Raw genomic sequence first — 16,599 nt, forward strand, 5'->3', positions numbered from 1 at the left:
AGCAGGATGTGCTCACGAGTTTGTGGCATTGGACCATCTGTAGAAGCAACTACTAGGATAGCGCCGTCCATCTGTGCAGCACCAGTGATCATGTTTTTAACATAATCCGCGTGACCTGGGCAGTCTACGTGTGCGTAGTGACGAGTTGGAGTGTCATATTCGATGTGAGAAGTATTAATTGTAATACCGCGCTCACGCTCTTCTGGAGCGTTATCGATTTGCGCGAAGTTACGAGCTTCACCGCCATATGTCTTAGTCAATACAGCAGAGATTGCTGCAGTAAGAGTGGTTTTACCATGGTCAACGTGACCGATGGTGCCAACATTCACATGGGGTTTACTACGTTCAAATTTTTCTTTAGCCACGATATATTCCTTTCTTTTCAGAAAATGCCCAGCGTTGCTGAGCAATAGCATTCAATATGAGTTATAGACTAGTTTGCGGTTATCCGCGCGCGTCTACAACAGATTTTGCGACATTTTGCGGTGCATCAGAGTACTTCAAAAACTCCATAGAGTATGAAGCGCGTCCCTGAGTAGCACTACGCAAATCTGTTGCGTAACCAAACATTTCAGATAGAGGTACTACAGCATGAACAAGTTTAACGCCGCCAATGCCGTCGTCCATTCCTTCAATCATGCCACGTCGTCTATTCAAGTCACCTACTACATCTCCCATATAGTCTTCAGGAGTGGTTACTTCGACCTTCATACAAGGTTCGAGTAACACTGGGTCAGCTTCTAAAGCGCCCTTCTTGAAGGCCATAGAGCCAGCGACTTTGAACGCCATCTCGTTTGAGTCGACATCATGATATGAGCCGTCAAACAGAGTGACTTTAACATCCAAAACAGGGAAGCCTGCGACAACGCCGTTCTTCATCTGCTCTTGGATACCTTTATCTACTGCAGGGATGTATTCTTTCGGAATAACACCACCAACAATCTCGTTGACAAATTCGTAGCCAAAACCTTCTTCTTGCGGTTCTAGCTTTAACCAAACGTGACCGAATTGACCTCGACCACCAGATTGGCGCACAAATTTGCCTTCAACTTCTACACTCGAGCGAATAGTTTCACGATAGGCAACTTGTGGTTTACCCACATTACACTGAACATTAAATTCGCGACGCATACGGTCAACGATAATGTCCAAGTGCAACTCACCCATGCCGGAGATCAGTATTTGACCAGACTCTTCGTTAGTCTCAACGCGAAATGATGGGTCTTCTGCGGCAAGTTTTTGCAACGCAATAGCCATCTTTTCTTGGTCCGCTTGGGATCTTGGTTCCACTGCAATCGTAATTACGGGCTCAGGAAACTCCATACGTTCGAGTATAACTTTATGGTCAGCATCACATAGCGTGTCACCGGTGGTGACATCTTTAAGACCAATAGCTGCGGCGATGTCGCCAGCGCGCACTTCTTTGATCTCATTACGATCGTTTGCATGCATCTGCACCATACGACCGATACGCTCACGTTTTTGCTTAACTGAGTTATACACACCAGAACCAGTTTCCAATACACCTGAATAAACACGTATAAAGGTTAGGGTTCCCACAAATGGGTCTGTTGCTATTTTAAATGCTAGCGCAGAGAAAGGTGCATTGTCGTCCGCAGGACGCTCAACCTCTTGCTCTTTGTCGTCAATTCCCTTAATTGGCGGAACTTCGACAGGCGATGGTAAATAATCCACAACAGCATCGAGTACGGCTTGCACACCTTTGTTCTTAAATGCAGAACCACAAGTAGCAAGTACGATCTCGTTAGCGAGAGTTCGTTTACGTAGCGCAGCTTTGATCTCTGATTCTGATAACTCGCAACCTTCTAGGTACTTGTCCATCAGTTCGTCAGAGGCTTCTGCTGCACTCTCAACGAGATATTCACGCATTTCAGCCGCTTTATCAGCGAGCTCTGCAGGAATATCTTCATAAGTGAAGGTCATGCCTTGATCAGCTTCATTCCAGTTAATGGCTTTCATCTTGATCAGGTCGATAACCCCTTTAAACTCTTCTTCTGCACCAATACTCATTTGGATTGGTACACAAGTCGCTCCCAGACGGGTACGTATCTGTTTAACAACACGCTCAAAGTCCGCACCAGAGCGGTCCATCTTGTTGACGAACACAATTCTAGGTACGTGATATTTGTCCGCTTGGCGCCAAACAGTTTCTGACTGAGGTTCAACACCAGATGCGCCACAGAATACGACAACAGCGCCATCGAGAACACGCAGCGATCGCTCAACTTCAATAGTGAAGTCAACGTGGCCAGGAGTGTCAATAATGTTGATACGGTGCTCAGCGAACTGTGCTTCCATACCGCGCCAGAACGTCGTAGTCGCAGCTGAGGTGATAGTGATACCACGCTCTTGCTCCTGTTCCATCCAGTCCATTGTGGCTGCGCCATCATGGACTTCACCGAGTTTATGAGACATACCAGTGAAGAACAGTACTCGTTCTGTAGTTGTGGTTTTTCCTGCGTCAACGTGAGCACAAATACCAATATTACGGTAGCGCTCAATAGGAGTTGTACGAGCCACGATTAAACCCTCTTTACCCAGGCAAATACCTGGGTCATGTAAAACGTGGTGCAGGCAATAGCCTGCACCAAAAGATTACCAGCGGTAATGAGCAAACGCTTTGTTCGCTTCTGCCATACGATGCACGTCTTCGCGCTTCTTAACAGCAGTTCCTTTATTTTCAGAAGCATCTAGCATTTCACCAGCTAGACGTAGAGCCATAGATTTTTCACCACGCTTACGTGCAGCTTCAACCAACCAGCGCATCGCTAGTGCGTTACGACGCACAGGACGAACTTCACATGGTACCTGGTATGTAGAACCACCAACACGACGAGACTTAACCTCGACAGTTGGACGGACGTTATCCAGGGCTGCTTCAAGGATAGTTAGATGCTCTTCACCTTTCTTTTCAGCAACAACATCTAATGCCTTGTAAATAATTTTTTCTGCAGTCGACTTTTTGCCGTCCTGCATAATGACGTTGATGAACTTAGCCAACAACTCACTATGAAATTTTGGATCTGGTAGGATTTTACGTTGTCCTACAACGCGACGTCTTGGCATAACAATTTCTCCGTATGCTTCAGGGACCCCAAAACTGGAATCTCAATATGTCTCTAGCTTGGCCTTACTTAACGGAAAACGTTAAGACTTAGGACGCTTAGCTCCGTACTTAGAACGTCCTTGACGACGCTCACTAACACCAGCACAGTCTAATGCGCCACGTACAGTGTGATAACGAACACCTGGTAAGTCTTTTACACGACCGCCACGAATTAGAATCACGCTGTGTTCCTGCAAGTTGTGGCCTTCACCGCCGATGTACGAAGTTACTTCGAAACCGTTGGTTAGACGCACACGAGCTACTTTACGTAGTGCAGAGTTAGGTTTTTTTGGTGTGGTTGTGTATACGCGAGTACAAACACCACGTTTTTGTGGACACGCATTCAACGCTGGCACAGCAGTCTTGATGACTTTTGGCGAGCGAGGCTTACGTACCAACTGGTTTACAGTTGCCATGTATAGCTCCGAATCAGTTGATAAACTCAACAGTAAGGTGTGAAAAATCTATATCCCACAGGTGTGGGACGCGAAATTTTAGAAAGGTAATCAGTTCCTGTCAAGAAATAGCCAACTTTTTACCCAATTTAAGTAAAAAAAAGGCACCCTAGGTGCCTTTTTTACAACCTATTTACGTTTAAGTGCTAATTAGTCAGCACTGCCCGCTAGATTTAGTAGATCTGCTAAGTTTTGTTCAGCTTCGCTTGCGCTAATAACAGGAGCTTCTTCAGCCTGGCCTTTATTAACATTCGCTTGATTACGCTTCTGGTGATAAGCATAACCTGTACCCGCTGGAATCAAACGACCTACAATCACGTTCTCTTTCAGGCCACGTAGCTTATCGCTCTTACCGCCAACGGCAGCTTCAGTCAATACGCGTGTCGTTTCCTGGAACGATGCTGCAGAGATAAACGACTCTGTTGCCAAGGACGCTTTAGTGATACCTAGCAGTTCACGTTCGAACTTCGCTGGAGCCTTACCTTGTGCTTCAAGTTCGCGGTTAGCGATCTTAACGCGCGAGACTTCAACTTGCTCACCAGGTAGGAAATCACTATCACCCGATTCAGTGATCTCACACTTACGCAGCATCTGACGGATAATCACTTCGATGTGCTTATCGTTAATTTTTACGCCCTGCAGACGGTATACGTCTTGGACTTCATTAACGATATAGTTAGCAACCTTATGGATACCACGTAGACGTAAGATATCGTGTGCCGCTTCTGGTCCGTCAGCAATAACCTCACCACGTTCGACTTTTTCACCTTCGAACACGTTTAGGTTACGCCACTTAGGTATCATCTCTTCGTATGGCTTACCGCCATCCGCAGGAGTGATCACGAGGCGACGCTTACCTTTGGTTTCTTTACCGAACGAGATAGTACCTGAATACTCAGCAAGAATTGCTGGCTCTTTTGGTTTACGCGCTTCGAACAAGTCAGCAACCCGTGGTAGACCACCGGTAATATCGCGTGTCTTAGACGATTCTTGTGGAATACGTGCTAACGCGTCACCAACGTTAATTGGTGCATTATCGTCTTGGTTTACAATCGCCTTACCTGGTAAAAAGTATTGCGCTGGTACTTCAGTACCGGGGATCATCAAGTCGTTGCCATCGGCACCCACTAGACGAATCGCAGGACGCATCTCTTTACCCGCAGCAGGACGTTGACCAACGTCTAATACTACGATTGAAGATAGACCCGTTAGTTCATCTGTTTGACGTGTCATAGTGACGCCATCAATCATATCAACAAACTTGATACTACCCGCCACTTCAGAAACGATTGGGTGAGTATGCGGATCCCAGTTAGCGATGATTTCACCAGGGACAACCGTAGCATCTTCCAGCTTCTCAAGCACGGTACCATACGGTACTTTGTAGCGCTCTTTCTCACGGCCTAGTTCATCGATAATCGCAATCTCAGATGAACGAGAAACGATGACCAATTTACCGACACTGTTCTTAACGTGCTTAGCGTTATGCAGCTTTAGCGAACCAGCATTCTTAACTTGAACGTTGTTTTCAGCAGACGCTCGAGATGCCGCACCACCGATGTGGAACGTACGCATCGTAAGCTGTGTACCTGGTTCACCAATTGACTGAGCAGCAACAACACCGATAGCTTCACCTTGGTTGATGATATGACCACGAGCCAAATCACGACCATAGCAGGCAGCACACACACCAAAGTCTGTGTCACAGCTGATAACTGAACGAACAATCACTTCATCGATTGAATGCTCTTCAAGCGTGTCACACCACGCTTCATCAAGCAGGGTGTTACGTGGAGCAAGAACGTCTTCAGTACCTGGGTAGTAAACGTCTTCTGCAACCACACGACCGAGTACGCGCTCACGTAATGGCTCAACAACATCACCACCTTCAATCAGCGGCTTCATTGTTAGACCTTCGTGAGTACCACAATCGTCTTCGATAACAACCAGATCTTGAGCAACGTCAACTAGACGACGAGTCAGGTAACCCGAGTTCGCTGTCTTAAGTGCCGTATCCGCTAGCCCCTTACGCGCACCGTGAGTAGAGATAAAGTACTGTAGTACGTTTAGACCTTCACGGAAGTTAGCCGTAATTGGGGTTTCGATGATTGAGCCATCTGGCTTAGCCATCAGACCACGCATACCCGCTAGCTGACGAATCTGTGCAGCACTACCACGAGCGCCTGAGTCGGCCATCATGTAGATGCTGTTGAACGATGCTTGAGTCTCTTCTTCGCCATCACGGTTAATCACTGTCTCAGTAGACAGGTTATCCATCATCGCTTTAGAAACTTTTTCGTTCGCACTTGCCCAGATATCGATGACTTTGTTGTAACGCTCACCTGCAGTAACCAGGCCCGACTGGAACTGTTCTTGAATCTCAAGTACTTCAGCTTCAGCATCTGCCACAAGCGTGTACTTCTCATCAGGAATAACCATATCGTTAATACCAACAGAGGCACCCGATACTGTCGCGAAGTGGAAACCGGTATACATCAATTGGTCAGCAAAGATAACGGTATCTTTAAGACCTAGTTGACGATAACAAGTGTTCAATAGCTTAGAGATCTGCTTCTTACCCATGTTTTGGTTAACCAAATCATACGATAAGCCTTTTGGCAGGATCTGAGATAATAGTGCACGACCCACAGTAGTATCTACAATACGACGTGTTTCAGTGCGCTCACCATTATCACCGATAGTGGTCTCTGTAATACGAACCTTTACGCGTGCATGCAGTTCAGCAAACCCTGTACGGTAAGCTTTTTCAACTTCAGCAACAGATTCGAACGCCATGCCTTCACCTAAACCATTAACGCGTTCGCGGCTGGTGTAGTAAAGGCCCAATACAACGTCCTGTGACGGTGTGATCACCGGCTCACCGTTTGCAGGCGAAAGGATGTTGTTGGTAGACATCATTAGTGAACGTGCTTCTAGCTGTGCTTCAAGCGTTAGCGGCACGTGAACAGCCATTTGGTCACCATCGAAGTCGGCGTTGTATGCCGCACAAACGAGTGGGTGTAGCTGAATCGCTTTACCTTCAATAAGGACAGGTTCGAACGCCTGGATACCCAATCTGTGCAGTGTTGGTGCACGGTTAAGCATCACTGGATGTTCGCGGATCACGTCATCTAGCACGTCCCATACTTCTGGTACTTCACGTTCAACCATCTTCTTAGCAGCTTTGATAGTAGTAGCTAGGCCACGACCTTCTAACTTGCCATAGATGAATGGTTTAAATAGCTCAAGTGCCATCTTCTTAGGAAGACCACACTGGTGTAGACGTAAAGTAGGACCTACGGTAATTACCGAACGACCTGAATAGTCAACACGCTTACCTAGCAAGTTCTGACGGAAACGACCTTGCTTACCTTTGATCATATCGGCCAAAGATTTAAGCGGACGCTTGTTTGAACCCGTAATAGCACGACCACGACGACCGTTATCTAATAGCGCATCGACAGACTCTTGCAACATACGCTTTTCGTTGCGCACGATGATGTCTGGAGCCGCTAGGTCTAATAGACGCTTTAGACGGTTGTTACGGTTAATCACACGACGGTATAGGTCGTTAAGATCAGAAGTCGCGAAACGACCACCATCTAGTGGTACTAGAGGACGCAGATCAGGTGGCAGAACCGGTAGCACCTTGAGGATCATCCACTCAGGTTTGTTGCCTGAAGTGAAGAAAGCTTCAATGAGCTTAAGACGCTTAGTGATCTTCTTACGACGCGTCTCAGAGTTGATTGATGGCAACTCTTCGCGCATCATCTCAATCTCTTTTTCAAGATCGATAGCACGAAGCAATTCTAGAACGGCTTCTGCACCCATCTTAGCTTCAAACTCATCACCGTACTCTTCGAGTGCGTCGAGGTAGTTTTCTTCTGTCAGCATTTGGCCACGTTCGAGGCTGGTCATGCCAGGCTCGATCACAACAAATGATTCGAAGTAAAGTACACGTTCGATATCACGCAGAGTCATATCTAGCATCAAACCGATACGGGACGGCAGTGATTTCAAGAACCAAATGTGTGCCACTGGACTTGCTAGATCGATGTGACCCATACGCTCACGACGTACTTTAGTCTGGGTAACTTCTACACCACACTTTTCACAGATCACACCACGGTGCTTAAGACGCTTATACTTACCGCATAAACATTCGTAATCTTTTACTGGACCAAAAATACGCGCACAAAACAAACCTTCACGCTCAGGTTTGAAAGTACGGTAGTTAATGGTTTCTGGCTTCTTAACTTCACCAAATGACCAAGAGCGGATGAGATCTGGCGACGCTAGGCCAATCTTGATCCCTTCAAATTCTTCAGTCTTGCTTTGCTGTTTCAGAAACTTTAATAAGTCTTTCACGTTTCTCTCCTGAAGGAGTTAAACCGGGTGCTCCGCTCTCGCAGAGCACCGTTTATTGCCAAAGTTTGGCGTGCCTTAGTCTTACTGTTGATCCAACTCGATATTAATACCGAGTGAACGGATCTCCTTCAGCAATACGTTGAAGGACTCAGGCATACCTGGCTGCATCTGATGATTACCGTCAACGATGTTTTTATACATCTGAGTACGACCATTAACATCATCCGACTTAACAGTAAGCATCTCTTGAAGAGTATAAGCCGCACCGTATGCTTCAAGTGCCCATACTTCCATCTCACCGAAACGCTGACCACCAAACTGAGCTTTACCGCCCAGTGGTTGCTGAGTAACAAGACTGTAAGAACCTGTTGAACGCGCGTGCATCTTATCGTCAACCAAGTGGTTAAGTTTAAGCATGTACATGTAACCTACGGTTACTGGACGTTCAAATTGGTTACCGGTACGACCATCAAACAAGGTGCGCTGTCCAGAAGTAGGAAGACCAGCTAATTCAAGCATCTCCTTGATTTCTTTCTCTTTTGCACCATCGAATGCTGGAGTCGCAGTCGGAACACCGCCTCTTAGGTTCTTAGCAAGACGAATAACTTCTTCATCAGTAAATGAATCGATATCAACGCGCTGTTGCACGTCTTCACCAAGTTCATAAACTTGCTTGATGTAGTTACGAAGCTCTGCAAGCTCGCGCTGCTCTTCTAGCATAGCAGTGATCTTGTCACCGATACCTTTCGCCGCTGCGCCTAAATGCACTTCAAGAACCTGACCGATGTTCATACGAGATGGTACACCTAGTGGGTTCAATACGATGTCCACTGGGTTACCATTTTCGTCGTACGGCATATCTTCTACAGGGTTAATCTTAGAGATAACACCCTTGTTACCGTGACGACCCGCCATCTTATCACCAGGCTGGATAGTACGTTTAACTGCTAGGTAAACCTTAACAATCTTAAGTACGCCAGGTGCTAAGTCATCACCTTGAGTGATCTTACGACGCTTAACTTCGAACTTCTTATCGAAGTCAGCTTTTAGCTCTTCCGCTTGCTCAGCTAACTGTTCTAGTTCAGTTTGCTTAGTTTCATCGTCGATAGTTTGCACTAACAACTGTGAACGTGGAATGGCATCAAGCTGTGCTTCAGTGTAGCCAGCACCTATTAATAGGTTGCGAGCACGGCCGATCACACCATCTTCAAGAATCTTAAATTCTTCAGTTAGGTCTTTCTTAGCCTGGGCGATATGCATCTCTTCGATTTCTACCGCACGCTTATCTTTCTCAACGCCGTCACGGGTAAATACCTGAACGTCGATGATGGTACCTTTAACTGAGTTAGGTACACGTAGTGAGCTATCTTTAACATCAGATGCTTTTTCACCGAAGATGGCACGCAATAGCTTCTCTTCTGGCGTCAGCTGAGTTTCACCTTTAGGTGTCACTTTGCCCACTAGGATGTCGCCACCCTTAACTTCAGCACCAATGTAAACGATACCTGATTCATCTAGCTTAGAAAGCGCAGACTCACCTACGTTTGGAATATCAGCAGTGATCTCTTCGCTACCCAACTTAGTATCACGAGCGATACATGAAAGCTCTTGAATGTGGATAGTTGTAAAACGATCCTCTTGCGCAACGCGCTCAGAGATTAAGATCGAATCCTCGAAGTTGTAACCATTCCAAGGCATGAACGCGATACGCATGTTCTGACCAAGAGCCAAATCACCTAAATCGGTAGATGGGCCATCGGCAAGTACGTCACCACGAACGACTGGGTCACCGACGCTACAACATGGACGCTGGTTAATACAGGTGTTCTGGTTAGAGCGAGTGTATTTAGTCAAGTTGTAGATATCGATACCAGCTTCACCTGGAGTCAACTCTGCTTCATTAACCTTAACTACGATGCGGCTAGCGTCAACGTAATCAACATAACCACCACGTTTAGCAGCCACAACAACACCAGAGTCAACCGCTAGCGTACGCTCGATACCAGTACCAACAAGCGGCTTATCGGCGCGCAACGTTGGAACCGCTTGACGTTGCATGTTCGCACCCATCAATGCACGGTTAGCATCATCGTGTTCTAGGAACGGGATCAGTGACGCAGCAACAGAAATAATCTGTTGTGGCGATACGTCCATATATTGAACGTCGGCAGCACGCATAAAGGTTGATTCACCTTTATGACGACAAGCAATTTGCTCTTCAACCATACGGCCATCGGCATCAAGCTCAATGTTAGCCTGTGCAATAACATAACGGCCTTCTTCGATTGCTGACAAGTAATCTACTTGGTCAGTAATCACACCATCAATTACCTTGCGGTACGGTGTTTCAAGGAAACCATAAGAGTTAGTGCGTGCAAAGCTTGCTAACGAGTTGATTAGACCAATGTTTGGACCTTCAGGAGTCTCAATTGGACATAGACGGCCATAGTGAGTTGGGTGAACGTCTCGAACTTCGAAACCTGCACGCTCACGTGTCAAACCACCAGGACCTAGAGCCGAAATACGGCGCTTATGAGTCACTTCTGATAGTGGGTTGTTTTGATCCATGAACTGAGACAGCTGAGAAGAACCGAAGAACTCTTTCACTGCAGCAGAAATAGGCTTAGCGTTGATCAGATCTTGAGGCATTAGCTCATTCAGGTCGCCAAGGCTTAAACGCTCACGTACTGCACGCTCTACACGAACGAGACCTACACGGAACTGGTTTTCAGCCATTTCGCCAACACTACGGATACGACGGTTACCCAAGTGATCGATATCATCGACTTCATCATTACCGTTACGGATTTTGATGATGTTTTGCATTACTGCAACGATATCTTCTTTGGTCAGAATGCCTGTACCTTCATCGTCATCGATACCGAGACGACGGTTAAACTTCATACGACCTACTTTAGAGAGATCATAACGCTCTTCACTGAAGAACAAGTTCTGGAATAGGGCTTCTGCAGCATCTTTGGTTGGTGGCTCGCCAGGACGCATCATACGGTAGATCTCAACTAACGCTTCTAAGCGGTTAGTTGTAGAATCGATACGCAGCGTGTCAGAGATATATGCACCGTGATCAAGCTCGTTGATGAACAGTGTGTCGATCTCTTTGATACCAGCCATTGAAAGCTTAGCAAGATCTTCTAGACTGATCTCTGCGTTTGCAGAAACCAACACTTCGCCCGTATCTGGGTCGATATAGTCTTGTGCAGCAATCTTACCTGAAATGTACTCAACCGGTACTTCAAGCTCAGTGGTATTGGTCTTCTCAAGTTGACGAATATGACGCGCAGTAATGCGACGACCTTTCTCAACTAAGATAGTGCCTTCAGCATCTTTAATATCGTAGCTTGCTGTTTCACCGCGCAGGCGGTCAGCAACTAGCGTCATCACCAAGGTATCTTTCTTGATCTTGTATTGAACACGTTCAAAGAACAGATCTAGGATATCTTGAGTCGAATAATCCAATGCACGTAAGATGATAGACGCCGCAAGTTTACGACGACGGTCAATACGGACAAATAGCGCATCTTTTGGATCGAACTCAAAATCCAACCATGAACCACGGTAAGGAATAATACGTGCGTTATACAGCACCTTACCAGAAGAGTGGGTCTTACCACGGTCGTGATCGAAGAATACACCAGGACTACGGTGTAACTGAGATACGATAACACGCTCAGTACCATTGATAACAAAGGTACCGTTGTCAGTCATCAGAGGGATATCCCCCATATAGACTTCTTGTTCTTTAATATCTTTTACTGTGCCAGGCGCCGCTTCACGGTCATACAGAACCATACGTAACTTAACACGTAGTGGTGCAGAGTATGTAACACCGCGAATTTGACACTCTTTCACATCAAAAACAGGCTCACCCAGTTTATAGCTGACATATTGCAGCTCAGAATTACCAGAAAAGCTCTTGATGGGAAAAACGCTACGGAAAGCGGCTTCTAAACCACGCTCACCTGTAGGATCTTGATCGGTGAACTTCTTAAAGGAGTCCAACTGGATTGACAATAGGTAAGGGATATCCAAAACTTGTGGACGCTTACCAAAGTCTTTGCGAATACGCTTCTTTTCAGAATAGGAGTAAACCATGGGTTTCCTCTGATTGCGAGATGTGACCAAGACTGAATCAACGCTAAGGAGTTGAATCAGCACGTTTGCCCATCACCGTTGATAGCAAGAACCTAACCAGTAATCTCTGCTAGGGACTGCAAAATCTGGCGACAAACGGTGAAAAAAAAATCGCCAACGCTTACAGCGCAAAAAAGGCCGACGGTTAAAAAACCGCCAGCCTCCGCCCGATGACTCGGGTGGGATGTAAGTTATATTATAACTTACTTGATCTCTACTGCAGCACCAGCTGCTTCAAGTTCAGTTTTAAGAGCTTCAGCTTCTTCTTTAGAGATAGCTTCTTTAACTGCTACTGGAGCAGATTCAGCCATGCCTTTAGCTTCTTTCAGGCCTAGACCTGTAGCGCCACGAAGAGCTTTAATTACAGCAACTTTGTTGTCGCCGTGAGAAGTAAGAATTACGTCGAATTCTGTTTTCTCTTCAGCAGCAGCAGCTTCGCCACCACCAGAAACAACAGCAGCAGCGGCAGAAACGCCGAACTTCTCTTCCATTGCTTCGATTAGTTCAACAACTTCCATTACAGACATTGCTGCAAGGGCTTCTAAGATTTGGTCTTTAGTGATAGACATAACAAAAAATTCCTAATTGTACTGAATTCAATTTAATTAAGCGGCTTGTAAAATTAAGCAGCTTCTTTCTGATCGCGTAGAGCGGCCAATGTACGAACAAACTTGCCAGCAGATGCTTCTTTTAGAGTCATCATGAACTGAGCTAGTGCTTCTTCGTATGTTGGTAGTTTTGCTAAACGATCAATGTTATCTGCAGGGATTAGTTCCCCTTCAAAGGCTGCTGCTTTGATCTCAAAGTTACCTTGTACTTTAGCGAAGTCTTTAAGAAGACGCGCTGCTGCACCTGGATGCTCATTAGAGAATGCGATCAAAGTAGGACCAGTAAACGTATCGCTAAGGCACTCAAAAGCAGTACCTTCAACAGCGCGTTTAACTAGAGTGTTACGTACAACTTTAACGTACACACCAGCTTCACGAGCGGCTTTACGAAGACCGGTCATATCACCTACAGTTACACCGCGTGAATCGGCAACAACTGCAGATAAAGCACCTTTGGCAGCTTCGTTGACTTCAGCAACAATCGCTTTTTTGTCTTCGAGTCTTAATGCCATTGGCTTTACTCCTGGATTCTATCTAGGGAATTCCCTAGCAATTACCAAACTAAGTCAATTGACTTAGTTACTTACGGCGCGAATATCCAGGCAGAATAAAATCTAACTGGGGTCCGACACCGTCTACGTAGGAAATTAAGTTAGCGCGCTGCGTTAACACCTACGGTCTTGGACGAGGGTCTATCGATAGCGCAGTAAAGCGTTAAAAATAGACCTCAACCCACAAAGTGCGCGCATTATATGCTAACTTGCCCACTTTGTAAAATCATGCTAAGAAATTAAGCTGCTGGAGTCAGAGTGCTCTGATCAACAGCCACACCTGCACCCATAGTGGTAGAGATGCTTACTTTCTTAACGAAAACGCCTTTAGCTGCAGCTGGCTTAGCTTTGATAAGCGCGCCAAGTAGAGCCTCTAGGTTTTCTTTTAGTTGAACAGTATCGAAATCCACTTTACCGATAGTAGTGTGGATAATACCGTTCTTGTCATTGCGGTAACGTACTTGACCCGCTTTAGCGTTCTTAACTGCTTCTGCAACGTTTGGAGTCACAGTACCAGTTTTAGGGTTAGGCATTAGACCGCGTGGGCCTAAGATTTGACCTAACTGACCAACAACGCGCATTGCATCTGGAGATGCGATAACTACGTCGAAGTTCATTTCGCCCGCTTTAACTTGCGCAGCAAGATCATCCATACCAACAAGTTCAGCACCAGCTTCTTTAGCCGCTTCAGCATTAGCACCTTGAGTAAACACAGCAACACGTACATCACGACCTGTACCGTGTGGTAGTACAGTAGCACCACGCACGTTTTGGTCAGATTTACGTGGGTCAACACCTAGGTTAACCGCAACGTCAACACTTTCAACGAACTTAGCAGTAGCTAGTTCTTTTAGTAGTGCAACAGCTTCGTTGATGTCGTAGCTTTTAGTTACTTCTACTTTTTCGCGGATCAAACGCGCGCGTTTAGTTAGCTTTGCCATTATATTAATCCTCTACTACCAAACCCATTGAACGCGCAGTACCTTCAATTGAGCGAATCATCGCTTCAATATCAGCACCAGTCATATCAGCGGCTTTAGTCTCAGCGATTTCCTGGACAGCGCTACGCTTGATAGTTCCCACTTTTTCAGTGTTAGGACGGCCTGAACCAGACTTAAGACCCGCTGCTTTAAGCAGTAGGAATGAAGCTGGAGGAGTCTTAGTTTCAAAAGTGAAAGAGCGATCAGTGTATACAGTGATAACTACAGGAATTGGCATGCCTTTCTCGAACTTTTCAGTACGAGCATTGAATGCTTTACAGAATTCCATGATGTTAACACCTTTCTGACCCAATGCTGGGCCAACTGGTGGCGACGGGTTTGCAGCACCGGCTGCTACTTGTAGTTTGATGTAACCATCAACTTTCTTTGCCATGAGACATTTTCCTCAAGTATGGGTACAAACGCTAGAGGCGACATGCCTATTAGCTCCCCGAAAATAATGGCTGCGGATTATACAAAAATCCGCAGCCATTTCCAATACGTTTTGTGGTTTATTTAATCAGCTTTTTTCGATCTGACTAAAATCTAGCTCTACTGGCGTTGAACGCCCGAAGATCATTACCGACACTTTAACGCGGTTCTTCTCGTAATCCACCTCTTCTACCGTGCCGTTAAAGTCAGCGAATGGACCATCGGTCACACGCACAACTTCACCAGGCTCAAACATCACACGATGCGTTGGAGACTCAGTAGTTTCTTGTAGACGCTGTAAAATCGCATCAGCTTCTTTATCTGAAATCGGCGCAGGACGATCTGACGTACCACCAATGAAGCCCATTACACGAGGGATGCTTTTCACCAAGTGCCAGCTTTCGTCATTCATTTCCATCTGGACTAATACGTAGCCAGGAAAGAATTTACGCTCACTCTTACGACGCTGGCCTGCACGCATTTCAACCACTTCTTCAGTCGGTACTAAAACCTCACCGAAATAGTGTTCCATTTCATGCATTTTGATGTGTTCAAGCAATGATTTACATACGCGACCTTCATAACCAGAAAAGGCCTGAACCACATACCATCTTTTTTTAGCTTCAGTCATACGAAGTGCCTATACGCCTGTAATAAAATTAACAATTCTCAGCAATACAGCATCCATACCCCAAAGGATAAGAGCCAAAATGCCTGTTGCCGCTAAAACGATAAAAGTCGTGTTTAGCGCTTCTTGACGCGTAGGCCAAACCACTTTACGAACTTCAATGTGCGACTCACGAGCAAAGGCCAACGCTTGTTTGCCTTTCTCGGTTTGAAGAGCGATAAAGCCCGCTATTGCAAATGCCACTACGACACCGATAGCACGCACCAATACGCTTGCTTCGCTATACATCTGATTAGCAATAATGGCAGCAGCCAGCAGAATAACTACTACGCCCCATTTTACCATATCCAGAGAGTTACCCTGATTTTCAGTATTTGTTGTCATCGGTTACTTCCGTTACTCACTACGACCTGAGCTTAAGTTTGGTCTTTCTCAAGTAAGATTGTGTTGACCATTCCACTATATGCCCGAGCTTACCCATTACTAGAGCAAAAAGTAAGCCCAGAGGGTCAAAAATCGGCCATAGATTGTATTCTTATTCACTGCAATTGGCAAGGCGGCACAGGGCTTGTTACCAACAAATATCAGTGACTAAAAACGAAAAAGGCAGCCTAAGCTGCCTTTTCAATATTGTATTAAGACACTTTGCTATTAAGCAATGATCTTAGCTACAACACCAGCACCAACTGTACGGCCACCTTCACGGATAGCGAAGCGTAAACCTTCATCCATCGCGATTGGGCAGATCAGTGTTACTGTCATCTGTACGTTGTCACCAGGCATTACCATCTCTACGCCTTCTGGCAATTCGATAGTACCGGTTACGTCTGTTGTACGGAAGTAGAACTGTGGACGGTAACCTTTGAAGAAAGGAGTGTGACGTCCACCTTCTTCTTTTGACAGAACATAGATTTCTGACTGGAATGTAGTGTGTGGAGTGATTGAACCAGGCTTAGCCAATACTTGACCACGCTCAACTTCATCACGCTTAGTACCACGTAGTAGTACACCACAGTTCTCACCTGCACGACCTTCGTCAAGCAGTTTACGGAACATTTCAACACCAGTACAAGTGGTCTTAGTAGTATCGCGAATACCAACGATTTCTACTTCTTCACCTACTTTGATGATACCGCGCTCTACACGACCAGTTACAACAGTACCACGGCCAGCGATTGAGAATACGTCTTCGATTGGAAGAATGAATGCACCGTCAATTGCACGCTCTGGCTCTGGAATATAAGTATCTAGCGCTTCTGCAAGCTCAATGATCTTAGCTTCCCACTCTGGCTCGCCTT

The 16,599-nt window shown here is 45.9% G+C and carries 13 protein-coding genes; all 13 read right to left on the minus strand.

What is annotated here, in order from left to right; all coding sequences use genetic code 11:
- A partial coding sequence (locus DN599_RS07245) for a GTP-binding protein (RefSeq protein WP_239473255.1) occupies positions 1-365 on the minus strand: 365 nt, incomplete at its 3' end.
- Between the two features lie 79 nt (positions 366-444).
- Positions 445-2,541 carry an elongation factor G gene (fusA, locus tag DN599_RS07250; RefSeq protein ID WP_110456989.1) on the minus strand — a complete coding sequence of 699 codons (2,097 nt, stop codon included), beginning with the start codon at positions 2,539-2,541 and terminating at the stop codon, positions 445-447.
- A 75-nt stretch (positions 2,542-2,616) separates the two neighbouring features.
- Entirely contained in the window at positions 2,617-3,087 is a 471-nt protein-coding gene (gene rpsG, locus DN599_RS07255; protein WP_110456990.1) for a 30S ribosomal protein S7, read from the minus strand.
- Positions 3,088-3,168: 81 nt separating this feature from the next.
- Complete coding sequence (gene rpsL, locus DN599_RS07260; RefSeq protein WP_069670836.1) at positions 3,169-3,543, minus strand: 30S ribosomal protein S12; 375 nt, start codon at positions 3,541-3,543, stop codon at positions 3,169-3,171.
- 189 nt (positions 3,544-3,732) lie between these two features.
- Positions 3,733-7,950, minus strand: coding sequence for a DNA-directed RNA polymerase subunit beta' (gene rpoC, locus DN599_RS07265; RefSeq protein ID WP_110456991.1), 4,218 nt, complete (start codon positions 7,948-7,950; stop codon positions 3,733-3,735).
- Between the two features lie 81 nt (positions 7,951-8,031).
- On the minus strand, positions 8,032-12,063 hold the full coding sequence (gene rpoB, locus DN599_RS07270; RefSeq protein WP_110456992.1) for a DNA-directed RNA polymerase subunit beta: 4,032 nt from the start codon (positions 12,061-12,063) through the stop codon (positions 8,032-8,034).
- A 242-nt stretch (positions 12,064-12,305) separates the two neighbouring features.
- Entirely contained in the window at positions 12,306-12,671 is a 366-nt protein-coding gene (gene rplL, locus DN599_RS07275; RefSeq protein ID WP_028767981.1) for a 50S ribosomal protein L7/L12, read from the minus strand.
- A 53-nt stretch (positions 12,672-12,724) separates the two neighbouring features.
- Entirely contained in the window at positions 12,725-13,222 is a 498-nt protein-coding gene (gene rplJ, locus DN599_RS07280; protein ID WP_110456993.1) for a 50S ribosomal protein L10, read from the minus strand.
- Between the two features lie 278 nt (positions 13,223-13,500).
- Entirely contained in the window at positions 13,501-14,202 is a 702-nt protein-coding gene (gene rplA / locus DN599_RS07285) for a 50S ribosomal protein L1 (RefSeq protein WP_110456994.1), read from the minus strand.
- Between the two features lie 4 nt (positions 14,203-14,206).
- Positions 14,207-14,635 carry a 50S ribosomal protein L11 gene (gene rplK, locus DN599_RS07290; protein ID WP_110456995.1) on the minus strand — a complete coding sequence of 143 codons (429 nt, stop codon included), beginning with the start codon at positions 14,633-14,635 and terminating at the stop codon, positions 14,207-14,209.
- 126 nt (positions 14,636-14,761) lie between these two features.
- A complete protein-coding gene (gene nusG / locus DN599_RS07295; protein ID WP_110456996.1) occupies positions 14,762-15,304 on the minus strand; it encodes a transcription termination/antitermination protein NusG in 543 nt (180 codons plus the stop codon).
- Between the two features lie 9 nt (positions 15,305-15,313).
- Complete coding sequence (secE, locus tag DN599_RS07300) at positions 15,314-15,685, minus strand: preprotein translocase subunit SecE (protein ID WP_110456997.1); 372 nt, start codon at positions 15,683-15,685, stop codon at positions 15,314-15,316.
- Between the two features lie 267 nt (positions 15,686-15,952).
- Positions 15,953-16,599: EF-Tu C-terminal domain-related protein (locus DN599_RS07305; protein ID WP_275426002.1), on the minus strand; the 647-nt coding region annotated here is incomplete at its 5' end.

Source organism: Shewanella algidipiscicola, from assembly GCF_900380485.1.
GTDB classification, from domain to species: domain Bacteria; phylum Pseudomonadota; class Gammaproteobacteria; order Enterobacterales; family Shewanellaceae; genus Shewanella; species Shewanella algidipiscicola.

Coding starts and splice junctions, on each gene's coding strand:
- rpsG (WP_110456990.1), bottom strand. CDS start 3,087: ATGCCAAGACGTCGCGTTGTAGGACAACGTAAAATCCTACCAGATCCA.
- rpsL (WP_069670836.1), bottom strand. CDS start 3,543: ATGGCAACTGTAAACCAGTTGGTACGTAAGCCTCGCTCGCCAAAAGTC.
- rpoB (WP_110456992.1), bottom strand. CDS start 12,063: ATGGTTTACTCCTATTCTGAAAAGAAGCGTATTCGCAAAGACTTTGGT.
- rplL (WP_028767981.1), bottom strand. CDS start 12,671: ATGTCTATCACTAAAGACCAAATCTTAGAAGCCCTTGCAGCAATGTCT.
- rplJ (WP_110456993.1), bottom strand. CDS start 13,222: ATGGCATTAAGACTCGAAGACAAAAAAGCGATTGTTGCTGAAGTCAAC.
- rplA (WP_110456994.1), bottom strand. CDS start 14,202: ATGGCAAAGCTAACTAAACGCGCGCGTTTGATCCGCGAAAAAGTAGAA.
- rplK (WP_110456995.1), bottom strand. CDS start 14,635: ATGGCAAAGAAAGTTGATGGTTACATCAAACTACAAGTAGCAGCCGGT.
- nusG (WP_110456996.1), bottom strand. CDS start 15,304: ATGACTGAAGCTAAAAAAAGATGGTATGTGGTTCAGGCCTTTTCTGGT.
- secE (WP_110456997.1), bottom strand. CDS start 15,685: ATGACAACAAATACTGAAAATCAGGGTAACTCTCTGGATATGGTAAAA.